Annotated in this window: 14 protein-coding genes; 8 read left to right on the top strand and 6 right to left on the bottom strand. The window is 71.7% G+C overall.

Going from position 1 to position 16274, the window contains the following annotated elements; all coding sequences use genetic code 11:
* Positions 1–34 precede the first annotated feature (34 nt).
* The 6 genes from ABZ930_RS16095 to ABZ930_RS16070 all read left to right on the top strand — a co-directional run bounded on the left by ABZ930_RS16095 (position 35) and on the right by ABZ930_RS16070 (position 5992).
* A complete protein-coding gene (locus ABZ930_RS16095) occupies positions 35–760 on the top strand; it encodes a GNAT family N-acetyltransferase (protein ID WP_361547722.1) in 726 nt (241 codons plus the stop codon).
* A gap of 47 nt (positions 761–807) precedes the next feature.
* Positions 808–933 carry a putative leader peptide gene (locus tag ABZ930_RS16090; RefSeq protein WP_361547719.1) on the top strand — a complete coding sequence of 42 codons (126 nt, stop codon included), beginning with the start codon at positions 808–810 and terminating at the stop codon, positions 931–933.
* A 117-nt stretch (positions 934–1050) separates the two neighbouring features.
* The gene (locus tag ABZ930_RS16085) at positions 1051–2265 is read left to right on the top strand and encodes an LLM class flavin-dependent oxidoreductase (protein WP_361547717.1); all 1215 of its coding nucleotides are present in this window, start codon (positions 1051–1053) and stop codon (positions 2263–2265) included.
* Positions 2266–2284: 19 nt separating this feature from the next.
* Entirely contained in the window at positions 2285–3655 is a 1371-nt protein-coding gene (locus ABZ930_RS16080) for an NtaA/DmoA family FMN-dependent monooxygenase (RefSeq protein WP_361547715.1), read from the top strand.
* Complete coding sequence (locus ABZ930_RS16075; RefSeq protein WP_361547712.1) at positions 3648–4775, top strand: LLM class flavin-dependent oxidoreductase; 1128 nt, start codon at positions 3648–3650, stop codon at positions 4773–4775. The genes ABZ930_RS16080 and ABZ930_RS16075 overlap by 8 nt, the downstream gene beginning before the upstream one ends.
* A 368-nt stretch (positions 4776–5143) precedes the next feature.
* Complete coding sequence (locus tag ABZ930_RS16070) at positions 5144–5992, top strand: glutathione S-transferase C-terminal domain-containing protein (RefSeq protein ID WP_361547709.1); 849 nt, start codon at positions 5144–5146, stop codon at positions 5990–5992.
* A 41-nt stretch (positions 5993–6033) separates the two neighbouring features.
* Here the strand turns inward: ABZ930_RS16070 and ABZ930_RS16065 are convergent, their stop codons facing one another.
* From ABZ930_RS16065 to ABZ930_RS16050, 4 genes are read right to left on the bottom strand one after another with little or no spacing between them, the layout of a single operon-like run.
* On the bottom strand, positions 6034–9096 hold the full coding sequence (locus ABZ930_RS16065) for a glycoside hydrolase family 38 C-terminal domain-containing protein (RefSeq protein ID WP_361547707.1): 3063 nt from the start codon (positions 9094–9096) through the stop codon (positions 6034–6036).
* Positions 9097–9145: 49 nt separating this feature from the next.
* Positions 9146–10054 carry a carbohydrate ABC transporter permease gene (locus tag ABZ930_RS16060; RefSeq protein WP_361547704.1) on the bottom strand — a complete coding sequence of 303 codons (909 nt, stop codon included), beginning with the start codon at positions 10052–10054 and terminating at the stop codon, positions 9146–9148.
* Positions 10054–10965, bottom strand: coding sequence for a sugar ABC transporter permease (locus ABZ930_RS16055; RefSeq protein ID WP_361547701.1), 912 nt, complete (start codon positions 10963–10965; stop codon positions 10054–10056). The genes ABZ930_RS16060 and ABZ930_RS16055 overlap by 1 nt, the downstream gene beginning before the upstream one ends.
* The gene (locus ABZ930_RS16050) at positions 10962–12338 is read right to left on the bottom strand and encodes an extracellular solute-binding protein (protein ID WP_361547698.1); all 1377 of its coding nucleotides are present in this window, start codon (positions 12336–12338) and stop codon (positions 10962–10964) included. The genes ABZ930_RS16055 and ABZ930_RS16050 overlap by 4 nt, the downstream gene beginning before the upstream one ends.
* Before the next feature lie 229 nt (positions 12339–12567).
* On the opposite strand from ABZ930_RS16050, the gene ABZ930_RS16045 reads away from it, so the two are divergent.
* Positions 12568–13806: an ROK family transcriptional regulator gene (locus tag ABZ930_RS16045; RefSeq protein WP_361547695.1), complete on the top strand. Its 1239-nt coding sequence runs from the start codon at positions 12568–12570 to the stop codon at positions 13804–13806.
* A 213-nt stretch (positions 13807–14019) separates the two neighbouring features.
* Here ABZ930_RS16045 and ABZ930_RS16040 read toward each other — a convergent pair whose 3' ends face one another.
* Entirely contained in the window at positions 14020–14904 is an 885-nt protein-coding gene (locus ABZ930_RS16040) for a LysR family transcriptional regulator (RefSeq protein ID WP_361547692.1), read from the bottom strand.
* Between the two features lie 116 nt (positions 14905–15020).
* Between ABZ930_RS16040 and ABZ930_RS16035 the strand changes: the two genes are divergently transcribed.
* Entirely contained in the window at positions 15021–15383 is a 363-nt protein-coding gene (locus ABZ930_RS16035) for a DoxX family protein (RefSeq protein WP_361547689.1), read from the top strand.
* A 26-nt stretch (positions 15384–15409) separates the two neighbouring features.
* On the opposite strand, the gene ABZ930_RS16030 is transcribed toward ABZ930_RS16035, so the two are convergent.
* A complete protein-coding gene (locus ABZ930_RS16030; RefSeq protein WP_361547686.1) occupies positions 15410–16237 on the bottom strand; it encodes a siderophore-interacting protein in 828 nt (275 codons plus the stop codon).
* Between the last annotated feature and the right edge of the window lie 37 nt (positions 16238–16274).

Here is a 16274-nt window from a genome sequence, read left to right as displayed (position 1 = left end):
ATTCACCCCTCAAATGGCTGTTACACATGGTGGGGTGATCCCGACAGCGCCGGCCGAGCCGACCACCCACCCGCTGGACAACGCGGTCTGGGCCGCACTCACCGGCCCGCACGCCCACCTCGCCGAACGCGTGGGCGGAGCCGCCCGCTACCCGGCAGACGTCTACGCGTACGCCGCCCTCGCCGACCCGGCGGACCCCGCGGCCTGGGCCGACCTGCACACGCTCGCGGGTCCGGGGAACACGGTACGGATCAAGGGAGTCGAGAGCGTGCCGTCCGGCTGGGAGGTCGTCGGCGGCGGACGGGGCGTGCAGCTCGTGGACACCGCGCTGCGCGCCGAGCCCGCCCCGGAAGCGGTACGGCTGGGCCCCGCCGACGTACCGGACATGCTCGACCTGGTCGCCCGCACTCGGCCCGGACCGTTCCTGCCGCGCACCGTCGAACTCGGCACCTACCTCGGCATCCGGCACCGAGGGCGCCTCGTCGCCATGGCCGGGGAACGGCTGAGGCCGCCCGGCTGGACGGAGATCAGCGCCGTCTGCACCGACCCGGAACACCGCGGCAGGGGACTGGCCACCCGCCTGGTCCGCGCCGTCGCCGCCGGCATCCGCGAGCGCGGCGACACCCCGCTGCTGCACGCCTCCGCCACCAACACCCAGGCCATCCGCCTGTACGAGGCGATCGGCTTCACCCCGCGCAGGCGGACCCGGATCCTCCAGGTGCGCACGCCCGGAACACCCCGCGCGGCGGAGACGTTGTGACGCAGGACGGCGAACGCAGCACGCAGCGGCGGACGGAGGCGCGGCCCATGCGACAACCGCCCCGGCGCCGTCCCTCGCGCCCGACGGCCCTGCGCCCCCGCCGCGTCGTCCGCCTCCACACCCGGCCGCACATCGATCTGCGCCGCGTGGCCGGCGCGCTCTGTCGCCGCTGACCTTCCCCCCCCGCCCTGCCCCGAGCCGTCTCGGACTCCCGGCACGGGCCTCCCGTTCCGCCGCCCCGCACGAGGGCCCGGCGTCCTCGTCACGGACCTCCAGGAAGGCACCCACTCGTGTCCTCAACACCCGCTGCACCCTTGCATCTCGCCGTCGCCCTGGACGGCACCGGCTGGCACCCCGCCTCGTGGCGCGAGCCGGCGGCCCGGCCCCGGGACCTGTTCACCGCCGCCCACTGGACCGGTCTGATCCAGGAGGCCGAGCGCGGCCTGCTCGACTTCGTGACCATCGAGGACGGCCTCGGCCCGCAGTCCTCCCGGTTCCCGGACCCGGACGACCGCACCGACCAGGTCCGCGGCCGGCTCGACGCCGTCCTCGTCGCCTCGCGCGTCGCCCCGCTCACCCGCCACATAGGCCTCGTGCCGACGGTGATCGCCACCCACACCGAGCCGTTCCACATCTCCAAGGCGATCGCCACCCTCGACTACGTCAGCACCGGCCGCGCCGGACTGCGCGTCCAGATCTCCCCGCGCTCGAACGAGGCCGACCACTTCGGCCGCCGCACCGTCCCGCGCATCGAGCTCTCCGACCTGCCGAACCCCGCGGAGGCGGTGACCGACCTCTTCGACGAGGCCGCCGACCACGTGGAGGTGGTGCGCAGGCTGTGGGACAGCTGGGAGGACGGCGCCGAGATCCGGGACGCCGCCACCGGCCGCTTCATCGACCGCGACAGGCTGCACTACATCGACTTCGAGGGCCGGCACTTCCGCGTCAAGGGCCCCTCCATCACACCCCGGCCGCCCCAGGGGCAGCCGCTCGTCACCGCGCTCGCCCACGACACCGTCCCCTACCGGCTCGTGGCCCGCGCCGCCGACGTCGGCTACACCACCCCGCACGACAGCGCCGAGGCCCGCGCGATCGTCGCCCGGATCCGCGCCGAGCAGCAGGCGGCGGGCCGCGCCGACGAACCCCTGCACGTCTTCGGCGACCTCGTGGTCTTCCTCGACGACGAGCCGGGCGCGGCGCGGGCCCGCAAGGAACGGCTCGACACCCTCGCGGGGGAGCCCTACACCAGCGACGCGCTCGTCTTCACCGGCACCCCCGCCGAACTCGCCGACCTGGTCCAGGAGTTGGCGACCGGCGGACTCACCGGATTCCGGCTGCGGCCCGCCGTCGACGGACACGACCTGCCGGCGATCACCCGGGGGCTCGTGCCCGAACTCCAGCGCCGGGGAGCGTTCCGCACCGCCTACGAGGCCGACACCCTGCGCGGCCTGCTCGGCCTGACCCGGCCCGCCAACCGCTACGCCCCGCACGCCGCCACCGCCTGAGCCGGAGGGAACCCCGACCATGAACAAGCCGCTGAAGCAGATCCACCTGGCCGCCCATTTCCCCGGCGTCAACAACACCACCGTGTGGAGCGACCCGAAGTCCGGCAGCCACATCGAGTTCAGCTCCTTCGCGCACTTCGCGCGGACCGCCGAACGCGCCAAGTTCGACTTCCTGTTCCTCGCCGAAGGGCTCAGGCTCAGGGAACAGGGCGGCCAGATCTACGACTTGGACGTCGTCGGCCGCCCCGACACCTTCACCGTCCTCGCCGCGCTCGCCGCCGTGACCGAGCACCTCGGACTCACCGGCACCATCAACTCCACCTTCAACGAGCCCTACGAGGTCGCCCGCCAGTTCGCCAGCCTGGACCACCTCTCCGGCGGCCGCTCCGCGTGGAACGTGGTCACCTCCTGGGACGCCTTCACCGGCGAGAACTTCCGGCGCGGCGGCTTCCTCCCGAAGGAGGAGCGCTACTCGCGTGCCAAGGAGTTCCTGGCCACGACGCACGAACTCCTCGACTCGTGGCACGGCGACGAGATCCTCGCCGACCAGGAGACCGGCGCCTTCCTGCGGGACGCGAAGGCCGGCTCCTTCGTCCACACCGGGCAGCACTTCGACATCCACGGGCGGTTCAACGTCCCGCGCTCCCCGCAGGGCCGGCCCGTCGTCTTCCAGGCGGGCGACTCCGAGGAGGGCCGCGAGTTCGCCGCGTCCGAGGCCGACGCCATCTTCAGCCGGTACGCCACCCTGGACGAGGGCCGGGCCTTCTACACGGACGTCAAGAGCCGCCTCGCCAAGTACGGGCGCCGCGCCGACCAATTGCTCATCCTCCCGGCCGCCACCTTCACCCTCGCCGACACGGACGCCGAGGCCGAGGAGCTGGCGAAGGAGGTGCGCCGTCAGCAGGTCAGCGGCGCCACCGCGCTCAAGCACCTGGAGTTCGTCTGGAACCGTGACCTGTCCTCCTACGATCCGGACGGACCGCTGCCCGACATCGACCCGGACCTCGGCGACCAGCACATCTCCGAGGGCCGGGCCCAGGTCCGCATGTACCGCGACCCGCTGGCCACCGCCCGCGAGTGGCGCGAACTGGCCACCGCCCACAACTGGTCGATCCGCGATCTCGTCATCGAGACCGGCAACCGGCAGAACTTCATCGGCTCGCCGGCGACGATCGCGCGCACCATCAACGAGTTCGTGCAGGCCGACGCGAGCGACGGCTTCATCCTCGTGCCGCACATCACCCCCACCGGCCTCGACGACTTCGCCGACCGGGTCGTCCCGCTCCTCCAGGAACAGGGCGTCTTCCGCACCGAGTACGAGGGCCCGACCCTGCGCCACCACCTCGGCCTCGCCCACCCGGACCACGCCCCGGAGGCCGCCGGTGTCTGACATCCCCCTCGGCGTGCTCGACCTCGTACCGATCGTGTCCGGGTCGACCGCCGCCGACGCCCTGCGCAACTCCGTCGACCTGGCGCAGCGGGCCGAGCGGTTCGGGTACGCCCGGTACTGGTTCGCCGAGCACCACCTCAACCCCGGTGTCGCGGGCACCTCCCCGGCCGTCGTCCTCGCGCTGACCGCGTCGCACACCTCCACGATCCGGCTCGGCTCCGGCGCCGTGCAGCTCGGCCATCGCACCGCGCTGAGCACCGTCGAGGAGTTCGGCCTGCTCGACGCCCTGCACCCCGGCCGCCTCGATCTCGGCCTCGGCCGCTCCGGCGGCCGTCCGCCGGGCCGGCCGGCCGAGACGCCGGCGAGCGCCACTCCCGTCGTCGACGGCCGCGCCCCGAACGGTCTCGTCGTCCCGCCCCCGTTCTCCTTCGAACGGCTCCTCGGCTCCCCGCGGATCGCCCTGCAGCGCAAGCTGCTCCTGCCGCCGGGCGCCGAACCCCAGGACTACGCGGAGCAACTCGACGACATCCTCGCGCTGCTGGCCGGTACCTACCGGTCGCCGGACGGCGTCGAGGCCCACGTGGTGCCGGGGGAGGGCGCAGACCTAGAGGTGTGGATCCTGGGCAGCAGCGGCGGCGTCAGCGCCGAGGCCGCGGGCGCGCGGGGATTGCGGTTCGCCGCGAACTACCACGTGAGCCCGGGCACCGTGCTGGAGGCCGTGGACGGCTACCGGTCCTTCTTCCGGCCGTCCGACGTCCTCGACAAGCCGTACGTCAGCGTCTCGGCGGACGTCGTCGTGGCGGAGGACGACGCGACGGCCCGCGAACTCGCCGAGGGCTACGCGCCCTGGGTCCGCAGCATCCGCACGGCCGAGGGCGCCATCGCCTACCCGACGCCCGACGAGGCCCGGTCCCTGGAGTGGACCGACGAGGACGGCGACCTCGTCAGGGACCGGATCGACACCCGGTTCGTCGGCTCGCCCGGGCGGGTGGCCGACCGGCTGGCGCAGCTCCAGGAGGCCACCGGCGCGGACGAACTGCTCATCACCACCGTCACCCACGACCACACCGCCCGGGTGAGGTCGTACGAACTGCTCGCCGAGGAGTGGCGCCGCAGGTGAGGTGCGAGCCGCGTCGAGGGTCCACGCCCCTTCTCACGTGGTGAGACGACAGGACCGGTCGGCCCCCGGCCCCTTGACGCGGCTCGATCACGGGCAGAGACTCCACTACGGGAATCCTAGTGAATTGGTAGGGAAAGATGGGTCGTGCTGCGACGGATCTCGGTGACGACGCCGTCGGCGTCGCCGTCCGGCAGCTGCCCCTGCTGACGTCCCGTCGTCACATCGACCTCGCGCGCGTCTGCAGCGCGGCGAAAACGCCGCACCCCCGAGGTCCCGTCCCCGCTCGCGCCTGACCCCACGGCCCCACCCGTGTTCCGGCCGCGCCGTCGCCGTCGTACGCCTGTGACCCAGCACTCCGAGGGAGACGTATGCCCGCCCCATCGTTCTCGACCGCCGCGCCGACCTTCCGCAGCAGGATCGGCTGTGACGCGCGCAGCGGCTACTACGCCGTACCGCGCCGCTACCGGCTCCACCTCTCGCTGTCCTGTCCGCACTGTCTGCAGATCGCCGTCACCCACAGCCTCCTGTCGCTCGACGACACCCTCCCGGTGACCCTGCTGCCGGCCGTACCGGACGCCCCCGAAGGCGGCCACCTCGCGCTGCGCCCGCTCTACGCGGCCAGTGCGCACCAGCACCGCGGACCGACGCTGGCACCGGTGCTCAGCGACAGCTGGACCGGCACGATCGTCAGCACGCACACCCCCGACATCCTGCGGGACCTCGCCCGGCGGTTCGGCGACCAGGGGCCCGACCTCGACCCGCGGGGCGCCGAGGAGGAGATCGCGGACATCGGCAGGCTCTGCGAGCAGGACATCACCGCGGCAGCCCAGCGGGCCGGCGCGCCCGGCACCGACCCGGTGGCACGTGCCACCGCCCTGACCACCCTGCACGACGCGCTGGACCGGCTGGAATCGCGGCTGGGCGACCGGGACCACCTGCTCGGCGGCGACGTCACCCTCGCCGACGTCCAGACGTGGGTCACGCTGGTGGAACTGGACACGGTGCACCGCCACCACCTCGACGCCGCCGCCGTGCACCGCATCACCGACCATCCCCGGCTGTGGGCGTACGCGCGGCGCCTGACGGCGCATCCCGCCTTCGGCCGGCACCTCGACCTGGACGGGATCGCCCGCAGGCACCACGCCCGCTGCCGGGGCGAGGAGGCCGCCGGAGCGGCCGTGCAGATCGTGGACTGGGCGGCCTACGCACGCTCGTAGCCGCCCGGGCTGCCCCGGAGTCCGGGGCAGCCCCGCCCGCGTCAGCCTCGCTCGGGAACCAGCCGCACCGTCAGGATCTGGAACGGACGCAACCGCAGCCGCACCCCGCCCTCCACGACCGCGCAGCTCGGCTCGTCGGCCGCGCGGGGTCGCTCCAGCAGGTCGGTCGCGGTCGCCGACGCGATCCGGAAGCCGGGGGTGAGCAGCGCCGTGGCGCGGCCGCCGTGGGCCTCGTAGAGCCGGACCACCACATCGCCCGACCGGTCGTCGGCCAGCTTCACCGTCTCGACCACGACCGCGGGACTGTCGACGGACACCAGCGGCGCCACCTCGGCCGAGCCCGGCACCGTGCGTTCGGGCAGGTTGAGGTGATAGCCCTCGCGGATCGCGTCCTCGACGTCCGCGCCGATCACCAGGGCATAGCGCAGACGGTGCGTGCCCTGGTCGGTGTCCGGATCGGGGAACCGGGGCGCGCGGGCCAGGGAGAGCCGGACCGTGGTGGTCGTCCCGCCGTCCTCGCGCACATCACGCGTCACATCGTGCCCGTACGTCGAGTCGTTGACCACGGCCGCGCCCCAGTCACGCTCCCCGACGTGCAGGAACCGGTGCGCGCACACCTCGAACTTCGCCGCGTCCCAGCTGGTGTTGGTGTGCGTGGGCCGCTCCACGTGCCCGAACGGGACCTGGGCCGTCGAGTGCCCCGCCCGCACGTCCAGCGGGAACGCGGCCTTCAGCATCTTCTCGGTCTCGTGCCAGTCCATGACCGTGTCGACGTCCAGCCGACGGGCGCCCGGCGCGAGGGACAGCGTCTGCTCGACGCGCGAGGCGCCGAAGGCGCGCACCACCTTCACCGCGCCGTCCACCACGGTCACCGACTCCGCGTCCGTCAGATCGGTGACGGTGTTGCGGTAGAAGGCGTCCACGTCCCAGGCGTCCCACTGGTTGGGGAAGTCCTGGTGGAGCTGGAGCAGGTTCGCGACACCGCCCGGCGGCAGCGCCTCGCGGTCCGCGTCGATGTCGTACGCCGATGTGACCAGGCCACGCTCGTCGACGACGATGCGGACCAGCCCGTTGTCGAGGACGTGACCGCCGTTCTCCGCCACCGGGACGACCGTGGCCGGCTCGCGCCGGGTGCGCACCGCGCCGCCCAGGGCCGCCGCACCACCGCGGGCGTGCGGCGCCGCGTTGAAGACGACCTCCGAGCCGTCCGCTCCGGCCGGACCGGCCAGCGCCGTCTGCGCCGAAGCGATCAACTCATGCAGTTCGGCGGCGATCTGACGGTACGTCTCCTCGGCCTCCCGGTGCACCCAGGCGATCGACGTGCCCGGCAGGATGTCGTGGAACTGGTGCAGCAGCACCGTCTTCCACAGGCGGTCCAACGCCTCGTACGGATACTCCGCACCCGTGCGCAGCGCGGCCGTCGCCGCCCACAACTCGGCCTCGCGCAGCAGGTGTTCGCTGCGCCGGTTGCCCTGCTTCGTCTCGATCTGGCTGGTGAGCGTGCCGCGGTGGAACTCCAGATACAGCTCGCCCACCCACACCGGCGCGTCCGGGTACTCCTCCAGCGCCTTCGCGAAGAAGTCGCCCGGCTTCTCGATCGAGACCCGCGCCGCACCCTCCAGATCGGCCAGGCGCTCGGCGCGCGCCAGCATCTCGCGCGTCGGGCCGCCTCCGCCGTCGCCGTAACCGAACGGCGCGAGTGACCGGTTGGCGCCCGCCTTGTCCTGGAAGTTGCGGACGCTGTGCGCGACCTCCGCGCCGGACAGATCGCTGTTGTACGTGTCGACCGGCGGGAAGTGACTGAAGATCCGGGTGCCGTCGATCCCCTCCCACCAGAACGTGTGGTGGGGGAACTTGTTCGTGGTGTTCCACGAGATCTTCTGCGTCAGGAACCAGCGCACCCCCGCCAGCTTCATCAGCTGGGGCATCGCCGCGTTGTAGCCGAACGTGTCCGGCAGCCACATGTCCTCGGTCTCGACGCCGAACTCCTCGAGATAGAAGCGCTTGCCGTGGATGAACTGGCGGGCCAGGGCCTCCCCGCCGGTGATGTTGGTGTCCGGCTCCACCCACAGGCTGCCCGTGGGCACGAACTGCCCGGTCTTCGCCTTCTCCTGGGCGCGCTCGTACACCTCGGGCCGGTGCTCCTTCAGCCAGGCCAGCTGCTGCGCCTGGGACATCACGAAGCGGAACTCCGGGTGCTCGTCCATGAGCTGGGTGACGTTGGAGACCGTACGGGCCACCTTGCGCACCGTCTCGCGCAGCGGCCACAGCCAGGCCGTGTCGATGTGGGCGTGGCCGATCGCGGAGACGCGGTGCTCACCGGAGGCGGCGGGCGGGGCCAGAGCGGGGGCGAGGATCGCGCGGGCCGCGGTCGCGGTGCCGCCGATGTCCTGCAGATCCACGGCGTCCAGGGCGTTCGACAGCGACCGCAGGATCTGCCAGCGGCGCGGCGACTGCTCGGGCAGCTCACGCATGAGCTGGTCGAGCACCTCCATGTCGTGGACCAGTTCGTAGACCTCCGCGTCGAACACCGCGAGGTCGAGCCGGCGCAGCCGGTACAGCGGCTCGCCGCCCGAGGCGCCGGGCTCGTCCAGCCACGGCGCGCGGCCGCCCAGCGGAGTGATCGCGTAACTGTGGTCCTCGGGGCCGGAGTGCATGACGAGCGGGTTCGCCGCGGCCTCCACGTAACAGATGAACTCCTCGTCACCCGCGGCCTGTTCGGTGACCGGCAGCCAGGCGTTGCGCGGGTTGAGCGCCTTCACCGCGGTGCCGTCGGGCCGGTACACCAGTCCCTCGGCGGAGAAGCCCGGTTCGGAGGGGTCGAAGCCGAGGTCTACGACGGCCTCGATCCGGCGCCCCGCCCACTCCTCGGGGACGCGCCCGCTGAGCCGGAACCAACTGGTGGTCCACGCCGGGCCCCAGTGCGCGCCCGCCCCGGTGGGCCGGTAGTCGGCGGCCAGCCCCTCGGCCACCGGAACGGGTTCGCCGGGCACCTGCCAGATCCCGACGTCGAGCGGGACGGACAGGGCGTGGACGGCGGGCCGGATGCGCTCGTCGAGTACGCGGCGCAGGCGCCGCTCGACGATGTCACGGTCGGAGTGCACAGAACACCTTTCGGAGGACGTACGTGAACAGGTGGGGATGAGGCCGTGTTCAGCCCTTCAGGGCCCCGCCGAGCGCGAATCCGCCGCCCAGCCTGCGCGTCAGCAGGAGGTACAGCATCACGACGGGCAGCGTGTAGACGAGGGAGAACGCGGCGAGCTGCCCGTACTGCGTCTGGTCGTGGGCGCTGAGGAAGGTGAACACGCTCACCGACGCCGGCAGCTTCTCCGGCGACAGCAGCAGCACGAACGGGACGAAGAAGTTGCCCCACATGCTGATGAAGGTGAACACGGTGACGACGGTGACCCCGGGCCACATCAGCGGCAGTACCACCCGCGTCAGCGACTGCATGGCGTTCGCGCCGTCGATCCGGGCGGCCTCCTCCAGGACGACGGGCACACCGTCCATGAAGTTCTTCATCAGCCAGATGCCGATCGGCAGCGCGGAGGCCGCCAGGAACAGCGTGGTCGCGACCATCGAGTCGATCAGTTCGACCTGGACGAACATGCTGTACACGGGGATCATCACCGCGGTGATGGGCAGCCCCGTGGTGAACAGGACCGTGTAGAGGAACGGGCGGCGCAGCCGGGAGCGGTAACGCGACAGCGGATAGGCCGCCAGGATCGAGACGACCACGCAGATCAGGGTCGCGCCGCCGCACAGCAGCAGGCCGTTGAGCAGCGGCCGGAACGTGGTCTCGGTGTTGAGGATCGCGTGGAAGTTGTCCAGCGTCGGCGGCACGGGCAGTGTCAGCTCGAAGCCGGCCGTGGAGCTGACGGACGCGAACACCATCCACACCAGCGGCAGCACGAAGAGCAGGCTGATGACCAGCAGGACCAGATTGACCGCGACGCGCGCGGGCCGGATCCGGTGGCGGGCGGTGGTCACGGCGGGAGCGGGCCGGGCGGCGCCGCCGGAACGGCCCGCGCGGGCCGCCGGGCGCAGATCGGTGGTGGCCATCAGTCCTCCTCCACCTTGAGCAGCTTGAGGTACACGACGGAGAACAGGGCGCCCACCACCAGCAGGACGAGCGCGATCGCCGTGCCGTAGCCGATGAGACTGTTCTGGAACGCCTGCTGGTACATGAAGACGGGCAGGGTCTGGCTCTTGTTGCCGGGGCCGCCGCGCGTCATGGCGTAGATCAGACCGAAGACGGAGAGCGTCTGCAGGGTGATCAGCATCAGATTGGTCATGATGGAGCGGCGGATGACCGGAAGCGTGACGTGCCACAGCCGGTGCCACGCGCCCGCGCCGTCCATCTCGGCGGCCTCCACCAGTTCGCGCGGCACCTCGTTGAGGGCGGCGGAGTAGACCATCATCGAGAACGCGGTGCCGCGCCACACATTGGCCAGGCACACCGCGAGGATCGGCAGGGTGTACAGCCAGTTCTGCTGCGGCAGGCCCAGCATGCCGAGGACGTCGTTCAGCGAGCCCTGCTGGTAGAAGAACGCGTACATCAGATAGCCGGCGACGACCTCGGGCAGCACCCAGGCGGCGATCACCACGCCGTTGACCAGCGAGCGCACCGGGCGGGTCGCCTTCTCGGCCATGACGGCGAGGCTCAGCCCGAGCGTGTTCTGGCCGACGACGGCGGAGCCCACCACGAACACCAGCGTCAGCCACAGCGCGTTGAGGAAGTCGGGATCGCCGAAGGCCCGCGTGAAGTTGTCCAGGCCCACGAAGTGCGTCTCGGCGGCGCCGGTCAACTGCGCGTCGGTGAAGGCGTCGTAGACGCAGTAGAGGATCGGCCCGGCCAGGAACACGGCCAGCAGGACGAGGGACGGCAGCAGCGGCAGACCGCGCAGCAGCGACTGGCCGGCCGCGCGTCCGGTGGCCGGGCGGCCCAAGGGTGCGGCTGCGGCGGATTTCATCGGGAGCCCTGGGCGGTGCTGTCGGAGCCGACGGCCGTGGCCAGGTCCTGGTCATAGGTCTTGGCCGCGTCGTCCACCGAACTCTGGCCGGTGGTCACGGACTCCATCGCCTTGGTGATGGCGTTGGAGACCTGCGGGTACTTCGGCAGCGCCGGACGGAAGTGGGTGTACTTGACCAGTCCGGTGAAGAACTTGTTGGTCGGCGTGGCCTCCAGGTACTTCGGGTCGGCGGCCACGTCCGTGCGGACGGCGGTCGTCGACTCGATGATGTTCCACGCGGTCGAGTTCTTCCTGTTCTTGAGCGTCTTGATGAACTGCCAGGCCAGCTCGGGGTTCTTGGCCTTGGCCGGGATGGACCAGGCCCAGCCGCCCGACATGCTGACCTTGCCGGGCGCCTGGCCGTTCTGGGTCGGCATCGCCGCGGAGGCCATCGTCCCGGTCCACTCGGGCCACGGGCGCGGGCCGGTCTTCAGCCAGTTGTTCGCCATCCACGAGCCGTCGATGTTCATGGCGATCTTGTTCTCGGGCAGCAGCTTCGTGCCGACCTCGGTGCCCGCGTTGGCGCCCAGCGCCGTGGACTTGGACAGGCCCAGGTTCTCGCCGTAGACGGTGTGGACGAACTCCAGCGCGTCCTTGAACCCTTGCGAGCCGGTGATCCACTTCTTGCTCTTGGCGTTGTACAGGGAGTCGCCCGCGCCCTCGGTCCCGTACAGCAGCATCTCGAAGCCCTGCATGACGGACTGCTCTCCGCCGGCCTGCCCCGTGTAGAGGTTCATCGGCGTCACGCCCGGCAGCTTCTTCTTGACCGTCCGGGCGACGTCGAGGATGTCCTCCCACGTCTTCGGCTGCCAAGGGGTCTTGATCCCGGCCTTCTTGAGCAGCTTCTGGTTGTACCAGATGCCCCGGGTGTCGGTGTCGTCCGGGACGGCGTACGTCTTGCCGTCGGTGGGGGAGGAGACGGCGGACTTCGCGGCCTTCGCGAACTTGCCCCAGTCGGACCATTTGGCCACGTACTCGTCGAGCGGCTTGAGATAGCCGCTGGCTATGTCGGAGTTGATCAGCGCGGTGTCCTCGTAGACCAGGTCGGGAGCGGTCGAGGGCGAGCGCATCATCAGCTGGATCTTGGTGTAGTAGTCGTTCTCCGACGCCGTGACCGGCACGATCTCGATCTTCTTGCCTGGGTGGGCCTTCTCGAAGGAGGTCTTCATCGAGGTGAGGAACTTCTGCTGCTTCTTGTCGTTCTGGTCCAGGTGCTGCCAGTAGACGACCTTGATGGAGTTGCCGCCGCCGGCGGCGCCCGAGCCGCCGCAGCCTGCGGCAGACAACGTTGTCGCGACGGTGATCGCGAGGGCGGCGAGAAGTTTCTTTCGCATCGGAAATCCTCCGGGAGGTGCGGCTCATACGCCTGGCTGGGGCGCGCGACTGCGAGTGGTACGAGGGCGTAACTGCGTGAGGTACGGGGCGTACTGGAGGGAAGACGCAGCAGGTGCTGGTGGGGTGCGTGGTGCGTCTGGCGCCTTACCTAAATCCAATGGATGGACTAAGTCAACGCCTGCTGCATAATCTCGGTGATCTCCGTGATCGAGGGAGGAGCGCCCCACCATGCGAAGCGGTACCAACCTGCCCCGGGTCGGCGGCTACAACCAGGCCGTCGTCCTGGACGCCATCCGCACCAGGGGACCCGTGAGCCGCGTCGAGCTGGGACCGCTCACCGGGCTCACCAACCAGACGGTGTCCAACGTCGTACGGCGACTGCTCGACGAGGGCCTCATCGCCGAGTCGGGGTACGCCCCCTCCAGCGGGGGCAAGCGCCGCACGCTGCTCACCCCGCGGGCCGAGGGGGCCTACGCGCTCGGGGTGCACCTCGATCCGGACGCGGCGGTGATCGTGCTCGTCGACCTCTCCGGATCGGTGCTGCTCAGCCGCCGGTTCGCGCTGCCGCGCCCGAGCGTGCCCGAAGAGGTGGTCGACAAGGTGGCCCGCGCCGCGCTGCGGCTGCCCGGCCGCGCCGGGATCGACCGCGCACGGCTGCTCGGCCTCGGCATCGCGGCGCCCGGACCCATCGACGGCGAGACCGGCACGGTGGTGGAGCCGCCGAACTTCGACGGCTGGAGACGGGTGCCGCTGCTCGACATGTTCGCGAGCGCGACCGGCATGGCCGTCGCGATGGAGAACGACGCGACGGCCGCGGCGATCGGTGAGCGGTGGATCGGCGGCAAGGAGCGCGCGGACGGCTTCCTGTTCGTCTACATGGGCGCGGGCGTCGGCGCCGGCATCATGCTCAACAACCAAGTGCTGCGCGGCGATTCGGGCAACGCCGGGGAGATCGGCCACGCCCAGATCGAGGGCGGCGGACGCCGCTGCGACTGCGGGAGCGACGGCTGCCTCGGCCCGAACTGCAACCCGGCCGCCCTCGTCGACGACCTGTTCGTGCGCCACGGTGCGGCCGCGGCCGGGCGCATCGGCCTCAGCGGCGAGCCCGACGCCGTGCGCGCCGACTGGAAGCTGCTGCGGCGTGCGGTGCGCGCCGGGGACCCGGCGGCCTGCGAGGTGGTCCGCCTGGCCGGCCGCCGGATGGGACAGGCGGTGCGCGGGGCCGTCGCCCTGCTCGACGTGAGCCGCGTCGTCCTGGGCGGCGAGGCCCTCGCCGGCGTGGAGAGGATCCTGGGCGAGGAGATCGACACCGCGGTCAACTCCACTTCGGTGACCCGTGCGTTGGGCCGGGTGACGGTGGAGCCGAGCCTGATCGGCGAGACGGCCGGAGCGGTGGGCGCCGCGTCACTGGTCCTGCACGGACGCTATGCGCCGGGGTGGCGGATGCTGACGGAGGTGTCGGGGTAGGGGGCGCGGGTGCGGCGCCGGTGATCGCGGGCAGGTACCGGCCGTGTTGCCGAGCTGATGGGCCGGGACGTGGTGGTGGCGGTGTCGAGTCGGGGCTGCGGGGCGGTGCTCAGTCCCGACTGCGTCCCCCACCCCGACACGGCCGCCCCTCCGACGCGATCACCGCCGCCGCCCGTCAGGACGACCCGAACCGTCGTCACGCCAACTAGGCGTTCAGCCATGTGTGCCGGTGCGTCCGCGGGACGTGCCGTCCTGGTAGGCGGTGACGGCGATCGCGGTGAACGAGCGGACCAGTGGATTGGTGTCGCCCGCGGTCCACGCCACCACCGCGCGGCTCGGCTCCATGTCGATCAGCGGCACCACGGTGAGCCCCGCCCCGGGATCGTGGGCGAGGAGCGTCATGCCGACCGTGCCGTTCCAGAGGACGGCCTGCCGGCACTCCTGGACCGCGCGCACCACGGGACCCTCGCGGGGTGCGCCGCCGTTCCAGTACGCCTGCCAGAGCGGGTCGGTGCCCTCGGGGAAGGTGAACCAGTCCCGGTCGGCCAGGTCCGCCAGACGCAGGGCCGCCCGGCCTGCCAGCGGATCGTCGGCGCGCAGCAGCGCTCCCACCGGGTCGGCGCGCAACGCGCGGACGGCCAGGCCGGTTTCGTCGAACGGGGCACGGGTGAGGGCGACATCGACCAGGCCGGCGTGCAGTCCGCAGGTGGGATCGGCCAGACCGGTCTCGCGGATCCGGACGTCGACGTTCGGATGCCGTCGCCGGTAGTCGTCGGCCAGCCGGCGTACGTCCGGGTCGGCGCTGTCGCCCAGCAGACCGACGGTCAGGGTCGCGCCGCCGGTCGCCGCCGCCACGCGGACGCGGACCCGGTCGGCCCGGTCGAGCAGGGTGCGTGCCTCCTGGAGCAGGACCGTCCCGGCCGGGGTGAGGGACACCCCGGCGGGCGAGCGGTGGAACAGGACGGCGCCGAGGTCCGTCTCCAGCCGTCTGATCGCCCGGCTCAGCGGCGGCTGGCTCATGTGCAGCCGCGCGGCGGCCCGCCCGAAGTGCAACTCCTCGGCGACCGCCACGAAATAGCGCAGCGTCCGTAGCTCCATACTGCGACGATACCCACCGGGTATCGACGGCGCGGAACGAGTCTTGGACAGGGCGGCGCGCGGGCCGTGGAATCGAGGCAGGCGGTACACGGCCGCCGCGCCCCGAAAGGAACGCCGTGCACCTCGCCTATTGGTTCGTCGCCGGTCTGCTGGCCCTCTTCTACCTCTACGGGGGCGGGGTGAAGCTGGTCCGGAGCCGTGACCGGCTCCGGCCGATGATGGCCTGGGTGGACAGCATGCCGATGGCGGCCGTCAGGGGCATCGGCCTGATCGAGGTGCTGGGCGCCCTCGGCCTCCTGCTGCCACCGCTGACCGGCATCGCGCCCTGGCTGTCCCTCGCCGCGGCCGTCGGCTTCGTGGTCCTGCAGTGCGCGGCGACCGGGGTCCACCTGCGGATGGGCGACCGCCGGATCGCCCTCAACCTCGCACTCATCGCCGTCGCGGGGGTCACGGCATGGCTGGCGGCAGCCCGGCTCTGAGTGGCGGCGGTCCCACGGGGCAGGGCTCAGCCCGCTTTCTGCAGACGGGCCCCGCTGTGCTTCCAGAAACCGGAGAACGTGATGCGGGTCTTCGGGAGGCCCGCCCGGTGCAGATGGCGGCGGCCCTCCGTGGCGAGGGTCGACTCGCCGACGACGAACGCGTATCCCGTCTCGGACACCTTCTCGTGGCGCCGCAGCTCCTCCAGCGCTGCCGCGCCGGGCACGGCGCCGGTGTCGTCGCGGACCACCCACGTCACGGAGACACCGTCGGGCGCGTCGAGGTCACGTCGGTCGCCGTGGGCCGGAATCTCCTGGATGACGCGGCCGACGGTGCCGCGGGGGAGCGAGCGCAGGACGCCGCCCATGGCCGGCAGGCCGCTCTCGTCGGCCACCACAAGGACCTCGGAGGCGTCGTCGGGGCAGTCGAACAGCAGCCCCTGGTCGAGCAGGGCGACGGGGTCGCCCGGACCGGCGGCGCAGGCCCAGATCGCCGCCGCACCCTCCGCCTCGCCGGTCGGCCCGCAGTGCACCACGAAGTCGATGTCCAGCTCGGCCGCCTCCGGACGGAAGTCCGCCACCGTGTAGTTGGCGCAGTGCGGACGCACCTCGTCGGGGAGGGCCAGATAGGGCTCCCACCATTTGGCGCCCGAGAGGTGCGGCAGCACGAACTCGTCCTGGTGCGGCAGTTTGAAGAAGAGCCGGAACCAGTGGTCGTAGCCGCGCCACGGGAACGTGGCGAAGGCGTCACCGGTCACCGTCACACGCTGGATCGACGGGGAGAAACGCACACTGCGCACCACTTCACCGCGGAAGAGGCCGGGGTGCTTCGGGACAAGCCTGGGGTTCTTCGACACGCGGTTAGCTTAGCCTAAGCTAACCGCGTGTCGACCG

The organism is Streptomyces sp. NPDC046716, assembly GCF_040645755.1.
Taxonomy (GTDB): domain Bacteria; phylum Actinomycetota; class Actinomycetes; order Streptomycetales; family Streptomycetaceae; genus Streptomyces.
The sequence above is the reverse complement of the archived record's forward strand: the minus strand, read 5'-3'. Positions and strand labels throughout refer to the sequence as shown.